General features: G+C 39.1%; 20 protein-coding genes. 15 read left to right on the top strand and 5 right to left on the bottom strand.

The genetic code is table 11. The annotated features are described in order from the left end of the window. Positions 1–12: 12 nt before the first annotated feature. The 5 genes from bshC (at position 13) to AC6I5C_RS14900 (ending at position 6929) form a co-directional block, all read left to right on the top strand. Positions 13–1617, top strand: a complete 1605-nt coding sequence (bshC, locus tag AC6I5C_RS14920; protein WP_497905853.1) for a bacillithiol biosynthesis cysteine-adding enzyme BshC — start codon at positions 13–15, stop codon at positions 1615–1617. Between the two features lie 3 nt (positions 1618–1620). Further along, the gene (locus tag AC6I5C_RS14915; protein WP_497905852.1) at positions 1621–2991 is read left to right on the top strand and encodes a pyridoxal phosphate-dependent decarboxylase family protein; all 1371 of its coding nucleotides are present in this window, start codon (positions 1621–1623) and stop codon (positions 2989–2991) included. Between the two features lie 52 nt (positions 2992–3043). After that, positions 3044–4579, top strand: a complete 1536-nt coding sequence (gene guaA / locus AC6I5C_RS14910; protein ID WP_497905851.1) for a glutamine-hydrolyzing GMP synthase — start codon at positions 3044–3046, stop codon at positions 4577–4579. A gap of 49 nt (positions 4580–4628) precedes the next feature. Beyond that, complete coding sequence (locus AC6I5C_RS14905) at positions 4629–6542, top strand: PBP1 and LysM peptidoglycan-binding domain-containing protein (RefSeq protein WP_497905850.1); 1914 nt, start codon at positions 4629–4631, stop codon at positions 6540–6542. Between the two features lie 156 nt (positions 6543–6698). Further along, on the top strand, positions 6699–6929 hold the full coding sequence (locus AC6I5C_RS14900) for a DUF3820 family protein (RefSeq protein ID WP_053977541.1): 231 nt from the start codon (positions 6699–6701) through the stop codon (positions 6927–6929). Positions 6930–6934: 5 nt separating this feature from the next. Here the strand turns inward: AC6I5C_RS14900 and AC6I5C_RS14895 are convergent, their stop codons facing one another. Both AC6I5C_RS14895 and AC6I5C_RS14890 read right to left on the bottom strand, forming a co-directional pair. Next, positions 6935–7231 (bottom strand): chaperone modulator CbpM, encoded by a 297-nt coding sequence (locus AC6I5C_RS14895; RefSeq protein WP_053977463.1) that lies wholly within the window; start codon positions 7229–7231, stop codon positions 6935–6937. Positions 7232–7233: 2 nt separating this feature from the next. Beyond that, positions 7234–8130 (bottom strand): DnaJ C-terminal domain-containing protein, encoded by an 897-nt coding sequence (locus AC6I5C_RS14890; protein WP_497905849.1) that lies wholly within the window; start codon positions 8128–8130, stop codon positions 7234–7236. Positions 8131–8356: 226 nt separating this feature from the next. On the opposite strand from AC6I5C_RS14890, the gene pyrG reads away from it, so the two are divergent. The 9 genes from pyrG (at position 8357) to AC6I5C_RS14845 (ending at position 19217) form a co-directional block, all read left to right on the top strand. Further along, the gene (gene pyrG / locus AC6I5C_RS14885) at positions 8357–9997 is read left to right on the top strand and encodes a CTP synthase (RefSeq protein WP_053977465.1); all 1641 of its coding nucleotides are present in this window, start codon (positions 8357–8359) and stop codon (positions 9995–9997) included. A 78-nt stretch (positions 9998–10075) separates the two neighbouring features. Next, the gene (yidC, locus tag AC6I5C_RS14880; RefSeq protein ID WP_497905848.1) at positions 10076–11977 is read left to right on the top strand and encodes a membrane protein insertase YidC; all 1902 of its coding nucleotides are present in this window, start codon (positions 10076–10078) and stop codon (positions 11975–11977) included. Positions 11978–12094: 117 nt separating this feature from the next. Continuing rightward, positions 12095–12799, top strand: a complete 705-nt coding sequence (locus AC6I5C_RS14875) for a toxin-antitoxin system YwqK family antitoxin (RefSeq protein WP_497905847.1) — start codon at positions 12095–12097, stop codon at positions 12797–12799. 106 nt (positions 12800–12905) lie between these two features. Beyond that, entirely contained in the window at positions 12906–14093 is a 1188-nt protein-coding gene (mnmA, locus tag AC6I5C_RS14870; RefSeq protein ID WP_497905846.1) for a tRNA 2-thiouridine(34) synthase MnmA, read from the top strand. A gap of 31 nt (positions 14094–14124) precedes the next feature. Continuing rightward, a complete protein-coding gene (locus tag AC6I5C_RS14865; RefSeq protein WP_497905845.1) occupies positions 14125–15741 on the top strand; it encodes a S8 family serine peptidase in 1617 nt (538 codons plus the stop codon). Further along, complete coding sequence (locus tag AC6I5C_RS14860; RefSeq protein WP_497905844.1) at positions 15742–16689, top strand: NAD(P)H-dependent flavin oxidoreductase; 948 nt, start codon at positions 15742–15744, stop codon at positions 16687–16689. It abuts the gene before it with no gap. Positions 16690–17028: 339 nt separating this feature from the next. Continuing rightward, positions 17029–18414 (top strand): MATE family efflux transporter, encoded by a 1386-nt coding sequence (locus AC6I5C_RS14855; RefSeq protein WP_497905843.1) that lies wholly within the window; start codon positions 17029–17031, stop codon positions 18412–18414. Between the two features lie 6 nt (positions 18415–18420). Continuing rightward, complete coding sequence (locus AC6I5C_RS14850) at positions 18421–18648, top strand: DUF8828 family protein (protein WP_076663460.1); 228 nt, start codon at positions 18421–18423, stop codon at positions 18646–18648. Positions 18649–18650: 2 nt separating this feature from the next. Next, entirely contained in the window at positions 18651–19217 is a 567-nt protein-coding gene (locus tag AC6I5C_RS14845; RefSeq protein ID WP_497905842.1) for a phosphatase PAP2 family protein, read from the top strand. On the opposite strand, the gene AC6I5C_RS14840 is transcribed toward AC6I5C_RS14845, so the two are convergent. Genes AC6I5C_RS14840 through AC6I5C_RS14830 form a run of 3 tightly spaced genes read right to left on the bottom strand, consistent with a single transcriptional unit; the run spans position 19204 to position 22167 of the window. Beyond that, positions 19204–20838 (bottom strand): ArnT family glycosyltransferase, encoded by a 1635-nt coding sequence (locus AC6I5C_RS14840; protein WP_497905841.1) that lies wholly within the window; start codon positions 20836–20838, stop codon positions 19204–19206. The two genes, AC6I5C_RS14845 and AC6I5C_RS14840, sit on opposite strands and share 14 nt — an antisense overlap. Continuing rightward, positions 20816–21454: a lipid-A-disaccharide synthase N-terminal domain-containing protein gene (locus AC6I5C_RS14835; protein ID WP_497905840.1), complete on the bottom strand. Its 639-nt coding sequence runs from the start codon at positions 21452–21454 to the stop codon at positions 20816–20818. Before AC6I5C_RS14835 ends, AC6I5C_RS14840 begins: the two co-directional genes overlap by 23 nt. Continuing rightward, on the bottom strand, positions 21451–22167 hold the full coding sequence (locus AC6I5C_RS14830; protein WP_497905839.1) for a glycosyltransferase family 2 protein: 717 nt from the start codon (positions 22165–22167) through the stop codon (positions 21451–21453). The genes AC6I5C_RS14835 and AC6I5C_RS14830 overlap by 4 nt, the downstream gene beginning before the upstream one ends. Before the next feature lie 100 nt (positions 22168–22267). On the opposite strand from AC6I5C_RS14830, the gene AC6I5C_RS14825 reads away from it, so the two are divergent. Beyond that, positions 22268–23209: an NAD-dependent epimerase/dehydratase family protein gene (locus AC6I5C_RS14825; RefSeq protein WP_497905838.1), complete on the top strand. Its 942-nt coding sequence runs from the start codon at positions 22268–22270 to the stop codon at positions 23207–23209. The last annotated feature ends 88 nt before the right edge of the window (positions 23210–23297 follow it).

The following is a 23297-nucleotide window of genomic DNA, read 5'->3' as shown; positions in this document are numbered from 1 at the left end:
TGAATAGTGACTATGCCAACAGACTGTATTCCGTTTAAAGACACCAACTACTTCTCACAACTCATCTGTGATTATCTAGAAGAAAATCAAAATCTAAAGCCTTTTTACCACAGGTTTCCAACCGTGGAAGCCTTCAAACAACAGATAGAGGAAAAGCAACCTCAAGTTTCTTTGGTAAACCGTAAGGTTTTGGTAGAAGCATTGGAACAGCAATGTCAGTCTTTGGAACTTTCCGAAAGTACACAACGGAATATTCAAGCCTTAAAAAAAGAAAATACATTTACCATTACCACAGGGCACCAACTTAATCTGTTTACTGGGCCTTTGTATTTTTTCTATAAAATCGTCTCTGCCATCAATCTTTGTGGTGAGTTAAAGGAAGCGTATCCCGAATACAATTTTGTGCCAGTGTATTGGATGGCAACGGAAGACCATGATTTTGAAGAGATCAATTATTTCAATTTCAACGGAAAGAAAATAAAGTGGAGCAGAGCCTCATCAGGTGCAGTTGGCGAGTTGGATTTGGAAGGTTTGGACGCGGTTGAAGAAGTGTTTGCTTCTCAATTGAATGCCGGTAACAATGCCAAGCGTTTAAAGGAACTTTTCAAAAAGGCATATTTAGAACAAGCAAACCTAACAGATGCCACTAGGTTTTTAGTGAATGAATTGTTGGGAGAGTATGGTTTAGTGATTGTAGATGGCAATGACCATAACTTAAAGCAACTCTTTGTGCCCTATATGGAAGATGAATTGTTGCAGCAATCGTCTTTTAAAAATGTCTCGGAGACCAATGCCCAAATCAATGCATTGCCCGAAAACTACAAAATACAGGTCAACCCTAGAGAAATCAATCTTTTTTATATAACCGAAGGTTTGCGTGAACGCATTGTGGAACTTGATGGAAAGTATAGTGTTTACGGAACGGAGATTACTTGGGATAAAGAAGAAATCGTTAAGGAATTACATGAGTATCCCGAGCGATTCAGTCCTAATGTCATTATGCGACCTTTATATCAGGAAGTAATTTTGCCAAACCTTTGTTACATTGGTGGAGGCGGTGAATTGGCTTATTGGTTCCAATTGAAATCGAATTTCGAAGCCCATAAAGTAACCTTTCCAATATTGTTGCTAAGAAATTCGGTATTATTGGCAGCCGAAAAGCAGGGGGGAAAATTGGAGAAGTTGCAACTATCCATGGCCGATTTATTTTTAAGCCAAGAAGATTTGGTTTCCAAAGTAACCAAATCCATTTCTGAGGTTGATATAGACTTTAGCACTCAAAAAAAACATCTCGAACAACAGTTTAAGGACCTATATAAACTTGCGGAAAAAACCGATCCCACATTTTTAGGAGCCGTTGGTGCTCAAGAACGCAAACAAATCAAAGGTTTGGAACATTTGGAAAAGCGTTTGCTCAAGGCGCAAAAGCGGAAATTGAGTGATCATTTGGACCGTGTTGTGCAACTTCAAAACGAATTATTTCCCAATCAAAGTTTGCAGGAACGCAATACCAATTTTTCTCAATTTTATTTAGAGTTTGGAGACCAATTAATTCATCAGTTAATCGTAAATTTGCAGCCCCTTAAAAAAGAGTTTATAATTCTAAATTTAGAGTAGCAAATGCATAAGATTGATATCGACTTGGTAGAAATGACATTGGATGTCATGAAATACGTTATCGATAGAGTTTCCGCGACTGAACGCCAAATAGGTAAACCCAAAAAAGCAGAAGAGTTAAAAGCCTTGGTAGGTGAGACCATCACCCCAAAAGGAGTAGGAGGCGAATACGCCTTCGACCTTTGGAAAAAACACTTGGCAAATACCAATGTGCCAGTAGATCATCCACGTAATTTAGCCTTTGTGCCAGCATCTCCAACAAGAGCAGCTATTATGTTCGATTTGGTGACTTCGGCATCCAGTATTCATGGAGCGTATTGGATGGAAGGTGCCGGAGGTATTTTCTGTGAAAACGAAGCCATGAAATGGATTGTATCCTTAACCGGCTTGCCAGAAGGCGCTTTTGGAGTATTTACCAGTGGAGGAACTTCTGCCAACTTATCGGCAATTGTAACTGCACGTGAACATTGGAGACAGGACGATGCTTTTAAAAGAGAAAAGGGATTGATTATAACCTCAATTGGAGCCCATTCGTCTGTAAAGGCGATGGCAAAAGTAGCCGATGTGGATATCTTGTTGGTGGATTCCGAAGAATGTTTGACAGGAGAAGACTTGAAGAAGACCATTGCAACCTTAACGGAGCACGAGCGCAAATGTTTGTTTGCTGTGGTGGCTACGGGAGGAACTACCAATGCCGGAATTATAGATGATTTGGAAAGCATTGCTGAGGTGTGTGAAGCTGAAAATCTATGGTTCCATGTAGATGCCGCTTATGGAGGAGGTGCTTTGGTAGCAGATTCCGTAAGACATCAATTTAAAGGTATTGAACGTGCCGATAGTATCACCATCGACCCGCACAAATGGATGTTCTCTCCATACGACTGTGGCGCGGTGATCTATAAAAATCCTGAGTTGGCCAAAAATGCACACTCGCAACAAGGCTCTTATTTGGATATCTTTAAGGACGAAGGGGCGCACGGCTTCAACCCAACCGATTATCAAATACAATTAACACGACGTGTACGCGGTTTGCCTTTATGGTTCTCATTGGCAACCCACGGTACCGATAGATACAAAGAAGCTGTAGAGCGAGGCATTGAATTGGCGCAGATTGCTGGTAAAATGATTACAGAGCATGATAAGGTGGAATTGGTAAGAGATCCAAGTTTGTCCTGTGTATTGTTCCGAAGAAAAGGATGGAGTCCGGAGGATTATACCGAATGGACCTATAGAAACCATAAGTCGGGGTTTGCTTTGGTAACGCCAACCAAATGGAAACAAGGCGATACCTTTGAAACAGTGTCTCGTTTTTGTTTTATCAATCCCGATACTACCGAGAAGGATATTGAAATGATTTTAGATTCAATGAATTGATATTTTTTCAATTTTTCAATATATAATTTCCCATTTAATTTTAATTTTGCACATGCAACACGATAAGATACTTATTTTAGACTTCGGTTCGCAGTACACGCAACTAATTGCAAGACGAGTTAGAGAGCTCAATATTTACTGTGAAATCCACCCATTTAACAAAGTTCCATCAACGGTAGAAGAGTACCAAGCGGTAATTCTTTCTGGTAGTCCATTTTCGGTTCGTGCCGAAGATGCACCTCACCCAGATTTGTCAAAAATCCGTGGTAAAAAGCCTTTATTGGCTGTTTGTTATGGAGCGCAATATTTAGCACATTTCTCAGGAGGTGAAGTAGCGCCATCCAACACCCGTGAATACGGAAGAGCAAACCTATCATTTGTTATGGGAGGAGAGTCCTTTTTCGAAAATATTTCAGAGGGAAGCCAAGTGTGGATGAGCCATAGTGACACTATCAAGCATTTACCAGAAAATGGAGTGTTGTTGGCGAGTACGCATGATGTTGAAAATGCGGCTTATAGAATTGAAGGGGAATCAACTTATGCTATCCAGTTCCACCCAGAAGTATACCATTCTACAGATGGTAAGCGCTTATTGCAGAACTTTTTGGTGAATATTGCTGGGGTAAACCAAGACTGGACGCCACAATCTTTTGTGGACGAAACAGTTGAGGATTTGAAAGCTCAGTTAGGAAATGATAAAGTTGTTTTGGGATTGTCTGGAGGCGTGGATTCTTCTGTGGCGGCTATGCTGTTGAACAAAGCAATTGGAGAAAATTTATATTGTATTTTCGTAAATAATGGCTTACTTCGTAAAAACGAATTTGAGGATGTACTGGATCAGTACAAGCACATGGGCCTTAACGTTAAGGGAGTAGATGCTTCGGCACGCTTTTTGGATGCTTTGGCGGGAAAGAGCGACCCTGAGGAAAAACGTAAAACCATTGGTCGTGTGTTCATTGAAGTGTTTGATGATGAGGCCCACCAAATTCAGGATGTAAAATGGTTGGCGCAAGGAACCATCTATCCAGACGTTATCGAAAGTGTTTCGGCAACAGGAGGACCTAGTGCAACTATCAAGAGTCACCACAACGTGGGAGGATTGCCAGATTTCATGAAGCTGAAAGTGGTAGAGCCATTGAAAGCCTTGTTTAAGGATGAGGTAAGACGTGTTGGAGCTTCTATGGGAATGGAGCCAGCTCTTTTAGGACGTCACCCTTTCCCAGGGCCTGGTTTAGGAATTAGAATTTTAGGTGATATTACGGCTGAAAAAGTTCGTATATTACAAGAGGTAGATGCTGTGTTTATTAACGGATTGAAGTCTTGGGGACTTTATGACGATGTATGGCAAGCAGGTGCCATCTTGTTGCCAATCAACAGTGTTGGGGTAATGGGAGATGAGCGTACCTATGAGCAATGTGTGGCCCTTAGAGCGGTTGAAAGTACCGATGGTATGACAGCTGACTGGGTAAATTTACCATACGAGTTTTTGCAGAAAACCTCAAACGAAATAATAAATAAGGTAAAAGGCGTTAATAGAGTAGTGTACGACATTAGTTCTAAGCCGCCAGCAACCATTGAATGGGAATAGTATAGTGAACGATTTATTGCCCCATAAACGTAAACAATAATTTAACCATATGAAAAAACTTGTTTTAATTACCCTGTTTACTCTAGCAAGCATTTGCTTTGTACAGGCTCAAAATTTTAAACAACATAAAGTAAAACAAGGAGAAACGATAGAGGAGATTGCCAAATTATATTTGGTAACTCCTTTTGACATTTATGCCCTTAACCCAGATGCCAAAAAGAAGCTATCGGTTGGCACAGTGTTAATTATCCCTACTTCCAAAATTCGTCCAGATGAAGCTGTAACCGAAACCAAAGAGGTGACTGGCTACCAATACCATCGGGCTAAGAAAAAGGAAACTTTGTACAGTATTGCAAAGCAGTACAATGTAACTGTTGACGATATCAAAAAATACAATACCTACTTGTATGCCAATAATCTGCAAAAGGGAGATAAAATTAAAATCCCAAAATTCAAAACAGTTGTTGCTAAAGCTGAGGTAAGCAATACCCTAAAAAAGTATACGGTACAGCCTAAAGAAGGAAAATGGCGTGTGGCCTATAAGTTTGGGATTACAGTTCCTGAGTTGGAAGCTCTTAATCCAAATATGGCTGAGGTATTGCAACCAGGAGATGTCTTGAATGTTCCAAACATAGCCGATAACGAAGAGAAAGCTATCGAGGAAAATTACAATTACTACACGGTACAGAAAAGTGAGGGCTATATGGCTTTAAACCGTAAGTTTGGTGTCACCCAGGAAGAATTGGAAACCCTAAATCCTGAGTTGAAGGAAGGTGGCTTGAAATTGGGAATGGTAATCAAAATTCCTGGTTCGGCAAATACGGTTATGGGTAGTAATGAGTTTGAAAACACCGATTTAACCAAAACTAACTTTGAGAATCTAAAGACCAAGCGTTTGGCTTTGATGTTGCCTTATAGATTGAATAGAATCGATGTGGATTCTGTGCAGGAGGCTAAAAGCGCTATTAAAAACGATACCCGCTTATCCATTTCTTTGGATTTTCATGTGGGAGTGGAAATGGCTTTGGATTCAGCAAAACAGTTGGGGATTTCTACAAACTTAAAGGTGTTTGATACTAAGGATCAATTGTCTGAGGTGTCCAATATTTTAAAGAATAATGATTTTTCAACTTACGATGCCATCATCGGACCTTTGTTTCCAAAGAATTTGGAACGGGTAGCGGCTAGTGTTAAAGGCGATCACATTCCCGTGATTTCTCCTTTTACAACACCAGAAAACTTGTACGACAATGTTTTTCAAACCGTGCCTTCAAGTGAATTGATGCAAAAGGAAATGATTCGTTTTGTGAAAAGGGATTCTTTGCCAAAGCATATTGTAATCATTGCCGATGCCAAAAACAAGGTGGTTAGCGATCAATTGAAATCGGAGTTTGTGGCTGCAAAACAAATCTTCTCCAGAAAGGATAAGGATGGGAAGGATAGTAATTACATCATGATTTCTGATTTGGAGGATATGTTTATAGAAGGGGAAAATATCGTGTTTTTGGAGACCCAAAACGAAGCTTTTGCTTCTAATGTAACCAGTATGTTGAATGGTTTGAACAATGAAGAGCAGCATATTGTGTTGATGACTACCCAGAATAGTTCGGTATTCTTGGAAGGAAAGAACATTTCAAATTATCACTTGTCTAATTTGAAATTTACTTATCCGTCGGCAAACAAAACTATAATTACACCTACAACCAATGGGTTTATTACAAAGTATAAAAGTTTGTATGGTGTAGAACCAAATAGGTATGCTATTCGTGGTTTCGATTTGACGTTGGATATTTTGTTGCGCTTGGCTTCCAAAGAAAATTTGTATGAAGCAGCAACTCCTGAGTTGGAAACCGAATACTTGGAAAACAAGTTTAGATACGTTAAAAAGTATTTTGGAGGCTACTATAATGAAGCGGTTTATATTGTAAAGTATGACGACTTAACAATTGTGGAAGCGGAATAGTTTTCAAAACAAAACACAATATTGACATAATCCCTAAAACGTTGCGTACACATAACGGGTATGGAACTTTTAGGGATTTGTTGTATCAAGAGGTTAGTTTCCTATGTTAAGTTAGGAACAGCTAAGGTCCCTTGAGCATTATAAGTGAAAGACAAAATGTTAGGACAAGACAAAGATTTTTTGATAAAATTGGCACATACCAAAATGCCATTTGGAAAATATGAAGGGCGCGATCTAATCGACTTGCCAGAATACTATGTGGTGTGGTATCACAACAAAGGTTTTCCGAAGGGGAAATTAGGAGACATGCTACAAATGGTTTATGAGCTAAAGGTAAACGGCTTGGAAGATTTGATTAGAAATATCAAAAAAAGGTATCCAAAATAAAATTCTTAGTCGTGTTCATAAAGCCTTAAGCGGTTTTGTAAATTACTGAGTTCGGCTTGAAGGGCATCTACTTTTTGAAGTAGGTTGAACACAATATCGATTCCTTCTATGTTGAGGTTGAGCTCTCGCTGCATTCTTAGTATTTTGTCCAAGGAGCCAACTGCATCGGTGTCCATATAATATTGTTTTTCAATGTTGATAATGGAAATAAGACCAATATCCTCGAGCTCTTCCAGAAAGGAAATGGTTACATTATAGGAGCTGCAAAGTTTGGAAATGGGTATGAAATGAGTTGTGTCCATCGCTATCGTAATTTTGCTAATTCTTCAAATAGTGCTTTTTCTTTTTCTGAAAGGTTGGTGGGTGTTTTAATGTGATAGGTCACATAAAGATCGCCAAATTCCCCTTCTTTTTTATACACAGGAAACCCTTTTCCTTTTAATTTCACTTTCGTGTCATTTTGGGTTTCTGGTTTCACCTTTAGCTTTAGTTTGCCATCAAACGTGTCAATAATGACCTCGCCACCCAAAATTGCTGTATATAGGTCTAGGTCCAAATCGGTGTACAGATTGTTATGGTCTCGTTTAAATTTACTGTGGTTGTTGATGGAAAACTTGATATGAAGATCGCCTTTTGGGCCGCCATTGATACCCTCGCCACCATAACCTTTTATTTTTATAATCTGTCCGTTTCTTACACCTGCAGGAATGGTAAGCCTGATGTTTTTTCCGTCGACTGTTAAGGTGCGTTTGTGGGTTTTGTACACGTCTTCAAGTTCCAATTGCAATTCGGCATTATAATCTTGGCCTCTAAATTTTGGTTGCCCATGGGCATGACTACTTCTAAAACCTCCGCCGCCGCCAAACATGGAACTGAAAAAATCAGAGAAATCTTCCTCTGAGAATCGGCCGGAGGAGCTTTGGTAATGTCCTCTTTGGGATTGCTGTTGGCGCTGTGCTTTCTCAAAGGCTTCCGAGTGCTGCCAATCTTTTCCGTATTTGTCGTATTTCTTACGATTTTCTGGATGGCTCAACACCTCATTGGCCTCATTGATTTCCTTGAATTTCTTTTCGGCTTCCTTGTCGTTGGGGTTAAGATCCGGATGGTATTTCCGAGCCAGTTTACGGTAGGCTTTTTTGATGTCGCTCTCTGAAGCGTTTTTGTCGACACCAAGTATCTTGTAATAATCTATAAATCTCATACAGTGTGAGTTTTAAAAAAGCCAATGCTTGGCAATACAATGATAAATCCTAATGGAGATTAACTAATTTCGGGTATTTTTTTTAAAATATCAAGCAGGACTCTGTTTAAATGAAAACCATTGTGTAAAGCAAATGCCAATTTGCTAAAAGCGTCCCAAATAACTGAAAAACTATGTGCCATAACTATTTAAATTTTGTAAATTTGCCTGCGTTTAAAAGCGCAACATGACAACTGATACAAAATACATCTTTGTAACCGGAGGGGTTACATCTTCACTAGGAAAAGGAATTATTGCGGCATCACTAGCCAAATTGCTTCAGGCACAAGGTTACAGAACAACTATTCAAAAATTAGATCCCTATATTAACGTGGATCCTGGTACCTTGAACCCATATGAGCATGGAGAGTGCTATGTGACTGATGATGGAGCTGAAACCGATTTGGATTTAGGACATTATGAGCGTTTTTTGAATGTACCTACAAGCCAGTCCAACAACGTAACTACAGGTAGAATTTACCAAAGCGTGATCCAAAAGGAGCGTCGTGGTGAATTTCTTGGGAAAACCGTACAGGTAATTCCTCATATCACAGACGAAATTAAACACCGAATCCAGATTTTAGGAAACTCGGGAGATTATGATATTGTAATCACTGAAATAGGTGGAACAGTAGGGGATATTGAGTCTTTACCTTATGTGGAAGCCGTGCGTCAATTGCGTTGGGATTTGGGTGAACAAAACGGAATCGTGATTCACCTTACCTTGGTGCCATATTTATCGGCAGCAGGGGAGTTGAAAACAAAACCAACCCAGCACAGTGTAAAAACGTTGATGGAAAGTGGGGTACAGGCCGATATCTTGGTATGTCGTACCGAGCACGAATTACCAGAAGATTTAAGAAGAAAATTGGCATTGTTCTGCAACGTAAGAGAAGAGGCGGTGATTCAATCTATTGATGCGTCTACCATTTACGATGTTCCAAACTTAATGTTGGAGCAGGGTTTGGATAAAGTAGTCTTGAAAAAATTAGGATTGCAAAGTGATACGCCAAACTTAGAGCGTTGGAATCAATTCTTGAACCGTCATAAAAATCCAAAGGAAGAAGTGACCATTGGATTGATTGGAAAATATGTAGAATTACAGGATTCCTATAAATCTATTTTGGAAGCCTTCATTCATGCAGGTGCTGAAAATGAAGTGAAAGTAAGGGTAGAATCTATCCACTCTGAATATTTGACTCCTGAAAGTGCTGCGAAACAATTGGCACATTTAGATGGGGTACTGGTAGCGCCTGGTTTTGGAGAGCGCGGTATTGAAGGAAAGATTGAAGCCGTAAGATATGTACGTGAAAACAACATTCCGTTTTTGGGAATCTGTTTAGGAATGCAAATGGCCGTTATTGAATATTCCAGAAACGTTTTAGGATTGGAAAATGCCAATTCTACCGAAATGGACCCAGCAACGCCTCATCCTGTAATTGACCTTATGGAATCGCAAAAAACAATTACCGATAAAGGAGGAACCATGCGTTTGGGAGCTTGGGATTGTGAATTGATGGAAGGAAGTATTGCCAAAGAGGTATATGGCTCCAGCCAAATCAAGGAACGTCACAGACACCGTTACGAGTTTAACAACGATTTCAAATCACAAATCGAGGACGCCGGTATGAAAGCTACTGGATTTAACCCAGATACAGGGTTGGTAGAAATTGTTGAAATTCCAGAGAACAATTGGTTTGTGGGCGTACAATACCACCCAGAATACAAGAGTACAGTGGCCAATCCACACCCATTATTTGTGGCCTTTGTTAAGGCTGCCTTGAGCTTCAAAACAAATAAAAAAGGTGCCAGTGTGTCACAAAACTAAAAAGTGGACAACGTTTTGTGTAGCTTGTAAAAGTTAATAATGTAATTATCCAACCAATAGGACATTTAGATATCATACATGGAAGAAAAGAAAATTGACGTGAATTCCATAATAGGCTTTGTGCTTATTTTTGGAATCTTATTGTACATGCTTTGGACAAACCAGCCTTCTCCAGAAGAGGTTGCTGAACAAGAAAAAGCAAAGCAAGAACAAGTTGAGGCAGAACAAAAAGCAAAGGTAAAGGAAGATGCCTTTGTAACTTCCGCCGAAGATTTTTCAAATACTGGGGCTTTAGATTCTGTAGCCCTTCAGCAATTAAAAGTTAAGTTAGGGGCATTTGCATATGCGTCGTCTTTACCTTCAGCAAAGGATGAGTTTACCTTGGTTGAGAACGGGGTATTAGCTTTAAAATTCAGCAATAAAGGAGGATATCTTTCTGAAGTTAAGTTAACGCAGTTTGTAGATTACGATTCGGTGCCAATTTATATGGTGAAGGATGGCAATACGCAATTCAATATCAATTTTGGAACTTCAGACAATAGAATCCTTAACACACAAGATCTTTATTTTCAACCAACAATTTCCAAAAATGGAGAAAATACGGTAGTTTCCATGAGATTGAAAGTATCTGAATCCAAATATTTGGAATACAGATATGAGTTGAAACCAAACGATTATATGGTTGGTTTCTCTGTGAAGTCTCAAGGTTTGGGAGATGTGTTCAACAGTTCCCAACCAATAGATTTGACTTGGGGATTGAAGGGAATGCGTCACGACAAGAGTATTCAATATGAAAACCGCTATACCCGTTTAACCTATAAGTTTGATGGAGATAAAATCGATAAATTGGCACAAACAGGTGAAGACGACGAAACCGAAGAAAATGTAGAGTGGATCTCGTTCCGTCAACACTTCTTTAGTTCTATTTTGGTTGGAGATGTGCCATTTAAAACGGTTAAGTTAGAGTCTCAAGATTTGGTGGAAAATGATGATGTAGATACACTTTACACCAAAAAATACTTGGCCAAATTGCCTTTGGAATTTAAAGGAGGCGAGTTGACCGAAAATATGAACTTGTACTTTGGACCTACAGATAGCAAAGTATTAAAGAAATACGATAGAGGTTTAGAGAAGAGTATTCCATTAGGATGGGGAATTTTTGGATGGATCAACAAATCGGTATTCATTCCATTATTTGGATTCTTGAGTTCTTTCTTGCCATATGGTATTGCCATTATCGTCATGACTATTTTGGTAAAGATTTTATTGTCATTTGTACAGTACAAGCAGTTCTTGTCTCAGGCGAAGATGAAAATCCTAAAGCCAGAAATGGACGCTATTAGAGAGAAGTACAAAGACAACAAAATGAAAATCCAACAGGAAACCATGAGCTTGCAAAGCCGTGCAGGCGCAAGTCCATTGAGTGGATGTTTGCCTGGTTTGATGCAGATTCCTGTGTTCTATGCCTTGTTCATGTTCTTCCCATCGGCTTTCGATTTACGTCAAAAGAAATTCCTTTGGGTAGATGACTTGTCATCTTATGACGTTATTGCAGAATTACCGTTCAAGATTCCATTCTATGGAGACCATGTGAGTTTGTTCCCAATTCTTGCTGCTATTGCCATTTTCTTCTATATGAGAATGACCACGGGACAGCAAATGACAGCTCAGCCAGTGGAAGAAGGGATGCCAGACATGCAGAAAATGATGAAGGTGATGTTGTATATTTCACCTCTAATGATGTTGGTATTCTTTAACCAGTACGCATCAGGATTGAGTTTGTATTACTTTATTTCCAATTTGATTAGTATTGGAATTATGTTGGTAATCAAAAACTTTATCATTGATGAAGACAAGGTGTTGGCTAAAATTCAGCATAAAAAGAAACAGCCTAAAAAAGAAAGTCGTTTCCAAAAGAAAATGAAGGAAATGATGGAGCAGGCTGAACAGCAAAAAAATGCGCAACAGCGTAGAAAATAAAACCAAAAGCTGCCTATTTTAAGGCAGCTTTTTTCTTCTATAACATTTGTATTATATTTTCGTTTAATATTGCAAAAGCAATAATCTCTTTAACTTGAAGCTCAAATTTTTTTCTCTATGAAATTGAAGTACATTCAAATGGTCCTATGTTTTTTGGTAACTTCTGTGGTTCTAGCCCAACAGATCAACCAATTTGACAGCAAAGGATTGCGACACGGCATTTGGCGCAAAAATTTTCATGAAACCAAAGAATTGCGTTATGAAGGCGAGTTCAATCATGGTAAGGAAATTGGTGTGTTTAAATATTATACTTTAAATAATAAAAAGAGTGTGTTGAGCGCCACAAAAACCTTCAATCCTAATAATGATATTGCCGAGGTGAAGTTCTTTTCATCTACAGGAAAACTTATCAGCGAAGGAAAGATGAATGGGAAACTGTATATGGGCAAATGGGTGTATTATCACAACAAAACCAATGCCATCATGTCTACCGAAACCTATAATGACCAAGGAAATTTGGAAGGAGAAAAACTGGTGTATTATGACAATGGACAGATTGCAGAAAGAGTGAACTATGTGAATGGAAAAATACAAGGTGTGTCCAGATGGTATTCGGAAACAGGAGTAGTATTGAAGGAGTTTCATTATGTAAATGATGAACTTCACGGAGAAGCCAAATATTACAATGACGAAGGGCAATTATTGGCCGAAGGAAGCTACAAGCACGACAGTAAGGATGGTATTTGGAAATACTATAAAGGCGGCAAGCTTGAAGAAGAAAAGGACTTTACCAAAAAGAGCAAAAACCCTTACAAACAATAGGTTAAAGCTATCAAGGCTATAATGTTTTATAATGGTAACTTTAAGAGGTTACCATTTTTTATTTTGTAATTTTGCAACGTATAATCAAATTCAATCGCTTACATAAATGAAACGAGTTATCGTAGGCCTTTCAGGAGGTGTAGATTCCAGTGTGGCAGCCTATTTGTTAAAGGAACAAGGCTATGAGGTCATTGGGCTTTTTATGAAAAATTGGCATGACGATTCGGTGACGATTTCCGATGAATGTCCATGGTTGGACGATAGCAATGATGCCATGTTGGTTGCCGATAAATTGGGAATTCCTTTCCAGACGGTAGATTTGAGTGAGCAATACAAAGAACGTATTGTGGATTATATGTTTGATGAATACCAACGCGGCCGAACTCCTAATCCGGACGTGCTTTGTAATCGTGAAATCAAGTTTGACGTCTTCATGAAAATTGCCTTGGATTTAGGAGCCGATTATGTGGCAACAGGACATTATTGTAGAAAAGGAACGATTCAAAAAGACGGAGAAGAAACTTATCAGTTATTGGCAGGTATAGATGGCAATAAAGACCAGTCCTATTTCTTGTGTCAATTGTCTCAAGAGCAGTTGTCGAAAGCACTTTTCCCAATTGGAGAATTGACAAAGCCAGAAGTTAGGGAAATTGCCACAAAATTAAATTTGGTTACCGCTGATAAAAAGGATTCCCAAGGACTGTGTTTTATTGGTAAAGTGAGACTTCCTGAATTTTTGCAACAAAAATTGATGCCAAAGGAAGGCGTGATTGTAGAGATCCCTTCTGATAGGGACGTGTACTTAAATGGGGCTTCTAGTTTTGATTCCAAAGAGGAAGAACTTCAATATTTAACAAAAAAGGTAGACTATCATATCACTGACGGAAAGGTGGTTGGAAAGCATCAAGGTGCTCACTATTTCACAAAAGGCCAGCGTAAAGGTCTTGGTGTTGGGGGGACTGTGGAGCCATTGTTCGTTATCGATACGGATGTGGAAGACAATGTCATTTATACAGGGCAGGGGAAAGACCATCCTGGCTTGTTAAAACGAGCCCTTTTTGTGGCTAATGATGAAGTGCATTGGATTCGTGAAGATTTGGAACTCCACCAAGGGGAAACTATGGAAGTGATGGCGCGTATAAGGTATAGACAGCCGTTGGAACCAGCAACTTTGTACAAAGTTGACAATGGACTTTACGTGGAATTTCAAAATTTACAATCGGCTATTACCGAAGGGCAATTTGTAGCTTGGTATCTAGGTGAGGAATTGGTAGGATCGGGAGTAATTTCTTAAATTGCACCAACCGATTCCCAAATACAACTAGATGTTAAAAAAAATATTGCTGTTTGGCATACTTGCCATAAGTTATTTGGGCCATGCCCAAGAAGATGCATGGGTATATCTTACCGATAAATTGGATGTTGAGACATCCATCAACAATCCCATTTCCATTTTATCACAGGCAGCCATCGACCGTAAAAATGCGCATGGCATTCCTATCGACAATCGCGATGTTCCTGTTAACGAAGCTTATATTTCAACGCTTAAAACTCAAACAGGCATTACTGTTTTAGCAAAATCGAAATGGTTCAATGCGGTGCATGTTAGGGGAACCCAAACAGATATTTCTGCATTATTGGACTTGCCTTTTGTAGACAGTATAGACTTTGCAGATAATAGCTTGGACCTTTCTTTAGGAAAAATGGCAGCCCTTCAAAATAAATTCAGTTTAGAAGAAACCACAGCTGATTTTGTTTATGGAAATGCCCAAAACCAAGTGGAAATGCTCAATTTGGAAACCTTACATCAACTCGATTTTACGGGAGAAGGTATTGTAGTGGCGGTATTGGATGCGGGATTTCCAAATGTCAATACCATGGCTGGATTCCAAAGATTACGAGACAATGATGATTTATTGGATGGCTATGATTTTGTGAATAGAACCGAAGATGTCTATGCCTATGCAGATAATGATCATGGTACACGGGTATTGAGCACCATGGCAGGCTACGTGGAAGATCAATTTGTAGGAACCGCGCCAGATGCCTCCTATTATCTTTTTAGAACTGAAGATGCGGGAAGTGAAAATCCTGTAGAGGAAAGTTATTGGGTGGAAGCTGCCGAGCGTGCCGATAGTTTGGGGGTACACATTATCAACTCATCTTTGGGCTATAACGAATATGACAATCCTAATTATAGTTACACTACAGCGGATATGAATGGAAACACGGCTTTTATTTCAAAAGGAGCCAATATTGCTTTTGAAAAAGGGATTTTAGTAGTGTCTTCCGCAGGAAATTCTGGGGCAACCACATGGCAAATTGTTGGAGCACCGGCTGATGCTGCCAATGTACTTTCTGTAGGTGCTGTGGATTCGGAAGGAAATTATGCGGCATTTAGTTCTCAAGGAAATGAAACGCAGCCTACCCAAAAACCAGATGTGGTGGCTCAAGGAGCAGGAGCGTCCATTATTAGTCCGAGTGATGCTTTGGTATCCAATAGCGGGACTTCTTTTAGTGGTCCAATTATTGCTGGTGCCGCGGCTTCTTTGTGGCAGGCTTTCCCATTGGAAACGAATGCAGAAATTAAGCAGCGGATCCAATCATCTTCCTCTCAATATGATTCGCCTGACAATTTGTTAGGCTTTGGCATTCCAGATTTTGGATTGGCCTATGATATGCTCTTGTCCTTGCATGAGATGAGTTTAGATGCAATTCAATTGTATCCCAATCCTATTAGAGAAGAATTGACCATTCAAATGGGAACGCTTTATGAGGAAACAACATATTCCTTGTATAATCTCCAAGGGAAGGAATTACAATCAGGTACACTGACACAACAGGTGGAAGATATTAGTGTTTCTGGCTTGGCTCAAGGCATGTATGTACTTTCTTTGAAAACGAAAACACAAATCAAATCGGTAAAACTTATCAAACTATAAATGACAAATAGAATTACAACACTTTTCGATATAGAATACCCCATAGTTCAAGCAGGAATGATTTGGAACAGTGGCTGGAGACTGGCGTCTGCAGCCAGCAATGCTGGTATATTGGGATTGATTGGTGCAGGCTCTATGTACCCAGAAGTATTGCGTGAACACATTCAAAAATGTAAAAAGGCAACAACAAAACCTTTTGGGGTGAACGTTCCAATGCTGTACCCGAACATTGATGAAATTATGGATATCATTGTGGAGGAAGGTGTAAAGATTGTTTTTACTTCGGCGGGAAACCCTAAAACTTGGACGTCTTGGCTACAAGAGCGAGGCATAACAGTTGTGCATGTAGTAAGTAGTGTGAAATTTGCGTTGAAAGCCCAAGAGGCAGGAGTGGATGCTATTGTTGCTGAAGGGTTTGAGGCAGGAGGACATAATGGTCGTGATGAAACAACTACGTTGACTTTGATTCCTATGGTGAAGGAGCAGTTACAAATTCCATTGATTGCTGCAGGGGGAATTGCTACAGGAAGAGGGATGTTGGCAGCCATGGTTTTGGGGGCAGATGGTGTTCAAGTAGGAAGCCGCTTTGTGGCAAGTGAAGAATCTTCGGCACATCAAGCCTTTAAGGAAGTGGTGGTAAATGCCAAGGAAGGGGATACGCAATTAACTTTAAAGGAACTGGCGCCAGTGCGTTTGGTGAAAAATAAGTTCTTTAATGATATCCAGGAGCTATATGCCAAAAGTCCTTCGGTGGAGGATTTGAAAGCACTTTTGGGAAGAGCTAGAGCTAAAAAGGGCATGTTTGAAGGGGATTTGGAAGAAGGAGAATTGGAAATTGGCCAGATTGCAGGTCTGATCCACGATATCAAGCCCGTTCAAGATATTGTAAGTGAGATGGTACAGGAATTTAGAGAAGCGCATACTCAACTAATGGGATTAAAAATTTAGGGATTTTTATCAGAGAAAGGAAGGCAGTTTGCCAAATGCCGACTAAAACGGTAAGCCATAAAATAACAAAAAGGAGATCTTGTCTCCTTTTTGTTTGAAACCATTCACGACTTAATCTTTAAAAATCCCTCAAAAATTATGGCGTAAAAAGTTTCAACTAGAACTAACTCAAATAATTACTTAAATTTAGGAATTAAATGCTCTTGTTAAAAGGAATTCCTAAAGGAGTTATTAACAATTTTAAATGTAATTAATTGATTTGTAATTAAATACAGTGTTTCAGCTTCTTCTTTACTATACGTTATAAAAGCATATCTTTGTCGCATTAAAAAGAATAACGTGAATCTTTCCCTTTACACCAAAGAGTTTAAATACAATTGGAAGTTGGCAGCCCCCGTGATGTTAGGGATGTTGGGCCATACTTTTGTGAGCTTTGTAGACAACGTTATGGTGGGGCAGTTGGGGACCGCCGAATTGGCGGCAGTGTCCTTGGGGAACAGTTTTATGTTCATCGCCATGTCCTTAGGAATAGGTTTCTCTACGTCCATTACGCCTTTGGTTGCAGAAGCCGATGGTGCCGAGGATTTTCAACAAGGAAAATCAGCTTTTAAACACGGCTTGTTTTTGTGTACGCTCTTGGGTATTTTGTTGTTCTTGGTGGTTTATTTTTCTAAGCCTTTAATGTATTTGATGAAGCAACCTACAGAGGTTGTGGAATATGCCATGCCTTATTTGGATTTGGTGGCATTTTCCTTGATTCCCTTAATCGTGTTTCAGGCTTTTAAGCAATTCAGTGATGGTTTGTCCATGACCAAATACCCAATGTACGCTACCTTATTGGGCAACATAGTAAATGTAGTATTGAATTATATTTTCATTTTTGGAAAATTTGGATTTCCAGAACTGGGAATTGTTGGTGCTGCTTACGGAACCTTGGCATCCAGATTTATAATGGTGGCCTTTTTATGGATGTTGCTAATGAAAAAGGAAAAATCCAAGGCCTTTGTAACCCATATAAAAATATTTGTACTCGATAGATTGATGCTGCGCCAGCTTTTAAAACTGGGAACCCCCAGTGCCATGCAAATGTTTTTTGAAGTAGCCATTTTTACTGGTGCTATTTGGTTAAGTGGGTTGTTGGGTAAAAACCCCCAAGCGGCCAATCAAATTGCATTAAACCTATCTTCAATGACGTTTATGGTTGCCACAGGTTTGAGCGTGGCTGCTATGATTAGAGTAGGAAACCAAAAAGGACTTCAAAATTATACCGAATTAAGACGAATTGCCTTCTCCATCTTTTTAATGGGTTTTATCTTTGCGGTGATTTTTGGACTGTTTTTTTACGTCTTCCACGGAAGTTTACCGAAACTATATGTCGACTTTAATGATGCTAAAAATGCCATGGATAATGCCGAAGTGGTTGGCATAGCTTCGACTTTGCTAATTGTTGCGGGATTTTTTCAGATTAGCGATAGTATCCAAGTGGTGATGTTGGGTGCCTTAAGAGGTTTACAGGATGTAAAAATACCAACAATCATTACTTTTATATCTTATTGGGTCATAGGGTTTCCTGTTTGTGTGTTTTTGGGGAAGGAAGAAGCCTATGGCAGTTTTGGGATTTGGATAGGCCTTTTGGCTGGTTTGACCGCAGCGGCCATTTTATTGTACATCAGGTTCAATTATTTGACCAATAAATTAATAGAAACAAACAAATTAGATTCATAATACACCATGGAATTACCAAAATTTTTATTGGGAGACAACACCGATTTCCCTGAAGCCATTTATATTGTTCATACCGATTTTCCTAGGTTCATCATCAATTTGGAAAACGATGATATTGAATGGTTGGAAGAGTTCGACGAACACGATCAAAAGGAAGTGGAGGCTGAAATTGAAAATTTGATTAATGCAGCTACCGACTTTTATGACCGTGAGGTGGCACGTTACGAAGAGTAGGCATGGAGCAACTCATTCAGTATGACACCGACTTATTTTTATGGTTAAATAATTTGGGCAATCCTACATGGGATGGCTTTTGGTTGGCGGTCACCAATAAATTTACCTTTATACCTTTGTATGCGGTATTACTGTATTTGCTTTACAGAAAAATGGGGGCCAAGTCATTGCTAATTTCTGTAGTCGTGATTGCTTTTATGATTGCTTTTACAGACCAGATTAGTAGTTTGTTCAAACATGGTATACAACGCCCCAGACCTTGTAAAGAAGCTGACTTAATGGAGCAAATGCGATATATTGCAGAACGTTGTGGGCGCTACGGTTTCTTCTCCGCACATGCCGCCAATTCTATGGCGATAGCGGTTTTTACAGGTTTGTTATTGAGGCCCTATTATAAATCCTTGATTTTTGCACTATTGTTTTGGAGTGCTTTTGTGGCTTATAGCAGGATTTATGTGGGCGTGCATTATCCTTTGGATATTATCTGCGGAATGACCTTTGGTGCATTGTCTGGTTTTTTGTTTTACAAACTCAAACAAAAGGCCGATTCCCGATTTATTTCTTCCTAAGAATATAATACTCGTTTACCAACCTACCATTATGTTTTTTGGAGTCTTTTTCTGCTAAGTTCAAATCGAAAGTGGTTTGAAACTCCATCTCGTATTGATTGGATAAGAAGACTTTATCTTCCTCGGATAATTTTTGGGTTAGGAGTCCGAATGCAACTGTTTCTGGAAGCTGAAATGTACCTTCTTCAGTTTTTAATGAAGGAATTTTGTCTCCAAATTGCCATATCACTTCAGGAGAAACGTAGCCCAATCCATAAACTTGAAGTTGCTCTTCATCTGCTTCGGCTTTTAAACTTGAAACTGGGTTGTAATTGGAGCCTTTTAAGGCATTGGCCAAAGGCGACCCTGTTAGGAACAAAGAAGCGAAAAACAGTACTGTAAAATAAAATACTTTAGGGAAATCCTTCTTTTTCAATTGTATAATAATTCCAATACCTAGCCCCAATACAGTAAGAGAAGTGAGTATATACACAAACCAATAGTTGGAAATGTTGGAACCTAAAAAGAAGTAAGCCGCAATAGGAAATACCACTCCAATGAGGGCAATCAATCCAAAATTGAAATACACAGGAATGGTTTCTCTTTTATCTTTTAGATCCTTAAAGCTTCTAAACAGATATTCAATATAAAATCCAGTGTTAATTGCCAATGGAATAAGCACAGGCATTAAGTATCTTGACTTTTTTTCTGGTACAATAGACAACAGAACCACGGCCAAAATCGTCCAATAAAAACTAAAACGGTAGGCTTTTAGATTGGATACTCGCGATTTCAGATAAGGATATAGGAGACCTATAAAAGCAGGAATGGTCCAAATGCCGCTTTGGGTGAAAAAGCTCCAATAGTAGTAAAACGGTCTTACGTTGTAGCTTCCCCAGTTGCCCGTTTCTTTTTCTGCAATTTTGGCAAACGTACCAGGATCGTTTAGTCTAACATACAGATACCACCATCCCCCAATCAAGAGTCCCGTAGCAAGGAACAACAAAAGTGCTGGAATTTTTTTGGTAATGGCTTTGTATTTGTAAACAATACCGTAAGCTATAAGAAACGGAAGCAATAGTGCATAAAAGGAAACGGGACCTTTGCACAGAATGGAGCCTCCCAACATAACCCCTGCAATGATGGCATATTTGTAGTTGGTGTTCGGAGTTTGAAAAAACTGAAACAGAAAATAAATCCCCATAAGCATAAAACCATGGGTGAAGATATCCCAGGGCGCTTCCATAGTAATGCCGATGACATAGAAAGACGTTACTACAATCAAGGCATTTATAAAGCTATGTTTGGTGTTTTCCGTAAGCTGTTTTGAAAGGAGGTAGGTGAAAATTCCTGTAAGGGCAATAAAAATAATGGCAGGAAACCTGAGGGCTGTCAATTTTGTAATTCCAAATATTTGAGCGAAAATAGCCGTAAACCAAGTAGGTAATGGTGGTTTTTCGTAACGCGCTTCTCCATTCATGGTGGTCAAAAGCCAATTACCGTCGGTTAACATTTCTCGGGCTGTAATAAAATTACGGGCTTCCATAATGCTAACTGGAAGGTAGTGAATCGTAAATCCTAACATCAACACTACAAATAAAAGTAGTGCAATGATAGGGTTATGCTGAAGTTTTTTGAGCATTTGATTTTCTTATTAAAAGTAAATTTCGGGCATAGATAAGCGATCCCAAACTATGGCCGGTAAAAAGAACAGGGTCTTTTCTTATAATGGAATAGGTTAAAATGAGCAAGGAACCTATAAGGCTCAAAAGCCAAAATCCAAAAGGCAATTCCGATTGTTTTCTTCGTTCGGAATAAATCCATTGGTACACAAACCGAAGGGTGAAAATTACTTGGGATACAATTCCCAAAAGCAAGAGCCAAAATGGAATGGCTTCGTTTTTAAACAGCAGTTCCCTATCAATAATATTGTTATTGTAATAATAAACTACAATAAGCACAGGAAACCCCAATAAAAAATATTGCAGGGGTTTGAATAGTTTTTGCCATTCTCCTTGTAGTTGAAGGTTGCGGATGTAAATGTAATAGGTAAGCCCTTGCCCAAGCATGATGGCAAAATCATTACGCAAATATCCATACACAAACAATAAAAAGGAAGCGATCAAGCTAAGTGACCAAAACAGGGTAGGAGTGATGACTTTTTGTTGTTTTTCCGAGGTGACCCATTGAATGATTAACCTGGAGGAAAACAAGGTTTGGGCGATAAACCCAATACTATATATTAGCCAATCGCTCATTTACTTGATTTGGAAACCGTATAGTTGATGTATTTTTTCTTCATCCACAAATAGGCGAAGCAGTCCATTAAAGGACCAATAAGTCTATTCCAAAGTCCAAATTTTGCGGTTCCGGCAATTCTAGGGAAATGCTTCACAGGGACTTGCAATATCTTTCCGTTTTGCAATAAGATCATTGCAGGTAAAAAGCGGTGAAGGCCTTTAAACATTGGGATTCTTTTGGCATAGTCAGTTTTAATGACTTTTAAAGGGCAACCTGTATCGTCCATCCCATCGTGGGTAAAAGCTCTTCTTATGCCATTGGCAATTTTGGAAGACATATTTTTTACAAAAGAATCTTTTCTGTCTGCCCTTACGCCGGTAACAAGATCGTATTCGCCAATGTGTTCCAAGAGTAGGTTGAAATCCTGAGGATCGGTTTGTAAATCAGAATCGATATAGCCTACCAGTTCTGTATCGGCATAGTCAAAACCAGCTTTAATGGCTGCGCTTAAACCTCTATTTTCCTTAAAGAGAATGTAATTAAAAGCGTCGTTTCTATTGCAAATGGTTTCAATAAGTTGCTGGCTATTGTCTTTGGAGCCATCGTTTACAAATAACACGGAGCTTGGGACTCTTGCAATTTTGGTATAGGCCAATAATTCCTGTTCCACGCGTTCTAAATTATCTTCTTCATTGTAAACAGGAACAATTATGGTAAATTTGTAATGCATCTAAAATGTATTAGGTGGTACAAAAATATTCTTTTTTAAGTAAATCGAAATTATTCTTATTGATATAATAGTCGTTACTTTGTCTAAAATAGTGTCACAAATGAAAATACTTGTTACGGGAGCCGCCGGATTTATAGGGTCCCACACAGCAGAACGTTTGCAGTCCTTGGGACATGAAGTGATTGGAGTGGATAATTTTTGTCCTTATTATAGTGTAGCTTCCAAGGAAATAAATGCCGAAGCACTTGCTAAAAAGGGGATCTCAATTATCAAGAAGGACCTTAGGGATGAGGCACTTTCAGAGGTGTTGCCTACAGATGTAGACTATATTTTTCATTTTGCAGCACAGCCAGGTATTTCTACCACGTCCACCTTTGAAGATTATTTAAGCAACAATATTTTGGCTACAAAGCAACTTGTGGATTATGCTTTGGAATGTCCCAACCTTAAATTATTTGTAAATATTGCTACGTCCTCCATTTATGGATTGGAGGCTACTTTTACAGAAGATGTCGCCCCAAAACCAGCTTCACATTATGGGGTGACTAAGTTGGCGGCTGAACAAATGGTGCTTCAAAAAAGTAGAGAACAATTGTTTAAGGCGTGTTCGTTGCGTTTATATTCGGTGATAGGGCCAAGGGAACGTCCTGAAAAAATGTACACCAAATTAATTGAATTGGGAATTAAGGGAGAAGCATTTCCTTTGTATGAAGGCAGCGATACACACTTAAGGAGTTTTACCTATGTAGGTGATATTGTTGACGGGATTGCAAGTGTTGTTGGAAAGGAAGACAAGGTGAATGGAGAGGTTATTAATTTAGGTACAGAAGTAGAACATACCACGCAGGATGGTATTGATGCCGTTGCAGAAGTATTGGGTAAACCTATAGCCATTAATGTGATTCCTAAGCGTCCTGGCGATCAATTGCGTACTAAGGCCAATATTGATAAGGCACGCCGTTTATTGGATTACAATCCACAAACCACCTTGTTGGAAGCGGTAAAAGCCCAAGTGGCATGGTATAGGGAAACGTTTTTATAAAGAGATTTAACAGATATTGAAAAAAATAAAGGGTACACATTGTGTACCCTTTATTTTTTATGTTGAAACTTGAAATGGAGTTTCAATT

Source organism: Mangrovimonas sp. sgz306409 (assembly GCF_059735265.1).
Note: the sequence above shows the minus strand (reverse complement) of the source record. Positions and strands in the feature narration are given on the sequence as shown.